The following is a 1,549-nucleotide window of genomic DNA, read 5'->3' as shown; positions in this document are numbered from 1 at the left end:
AACCTTATGATAAATCCGGTTTTCAGCACTTTTCTATTTTTTCAATTTAGCTACTTAACTTATAAAATAATATATAACTTAGAAAATTTCCTCTAGGAATTCTCTCATTTCTTGCCAAGCAGCCTTGCTTTCTTCTAAATAGGGTTCTTTATAATTTGCACCTTAGAAATAAATAGGATTATCTATCTGATTACTCATTTTAAGACCATATCTTCCAAGTATCACATCCTTTTCAATATTTGTTTTTACTGATGGAAAATCATTTGCTGCATTACTTCAAGGTGAAATAGCAATAACTGCTTTTGGTAATGGTATATTATGATCTTATTAACCTTAAATCTTTCATTTTTAAATCCTTTTGGTGGTTGCCATGATGAAGGAATAAACTCTCCATTAGGTAATTGATCAATATAACCTACTACATTTTCTAATGTTTACTGAATAAGCTGCTCAGTTTCTCTTTTCATACTACGCTCCTTTATATACCTTAAAAATCTTATATCAATATATCATATTATTATTATGTCTATTTTATTATTAAAAGTAAAAAATCAAACTTTATTTTTACACTTCTATAACAATAAAGTTTAATTTTTCATCTTCCAAATATAGGTCTATCAACATTTCTCTTATAAATTTCTATAAACGATTGTAAAGAAACACTATTTGCAATAACTCCTATTATATTTCCTAATATGGCAAGCTTATTAGGTTCTAAGTATTTAGAATCTATAACATCACCACACTCATTAACTAAGTGTGAATACACTTGATAACTTACATACAATAACATAATTCTTTCAACTAAGTATAAACATGCTCCAATTAATGCTGGAATATCTGGATTTTGAATATTACTTTTACCATTACTTTTACTATTATCATACTTACTATTTATAAGTTCAAAACTTTCTAAAGTAGCAATTAAAAATGAATAATCTCCTAAAAATCTAATTTTATATGCTTGAAGCTGAATCTTTAGTACCATAATCCATTGAGGAGTTACTTTTATTGTGCAAATGTTCACTCTTTTGTATAACTCTATAGCACCAATTAAATTAATAAAAAAAAGTAATATTAGATATAATGAAGAAATGGCTATACTTTCTTCTGGATTGGTACTATAATCAATTTCCCCATTTAAATCTCTAAAGTGTATATTCTCATAAGCCGTAAAACTTACATGGGATATTAATATACTAGCTATAAGTGCTAAAACACAACCATTAACTAAAAATACATTTTCATTGGGCTTATAGTCTGATTTATTGCCACATGCTGATTCAAGTAATATAAGTGCAAAATTATAAAAGAATACATCTGCAGTTAAATATATCATTATTGATTGCAACTGAATATTTAATAAATATAAAATTTTTTTATCATTTTCAGATATATTCTTTTTCTCTGCTTTATGATGTTTTTTATATTTATGCCCCATTACTTTTCCTCAATGAACATTAATAATATATTATATTCCTATATGAAAATTTGTATATTGTGTTATAATTAAAAAGCGGATTAAAAGTATCCGCTTTTATTTTATATG

Annotated in this window: 1 protein-coding gene; it reads right to left on the bottom strand. The window is 25.5% G+C overall.

The window, feature by feature from the left end; all coding sequences use genetic code 11:
* Positions 1-595 precede the first annotated feature (595 nt).
* Complete coding sequence (locus tag Q5O29_RS02805) at positions 596-1,441, bottom strand: hypothetical protein (RefSeq protein ID WP_022211491.1); 846 nt, start codon at positions 1,439-1,441, stop codon at positions 596-598.
* Positions 1,442-1,549 lie beyond the last annotated feature (108 nt).

This window comes from Clostridium sp. CAG:265 (assembly GCF_000436575.1).
GTDB classification, from domain to species: domain Bacteria; phylum Bacillota; class Clostridia; order Clostridiales; family Clostridiaceae; genus Clostridium; species Clostridium lentum.
This window is presented reverse-complemented; position numbering and strand designations above follow the sequence as displayed.

What these genes read in the sequence shown, in the direction of transcription:
- Q5O29_RS02805 (WP_022211491.1), bottom strand. Translation starts at nt 1,441, where the DNA reads ATGGGGCATAAATATAAAAAACATCATAAAGCAGAGAAAAAGAATATA.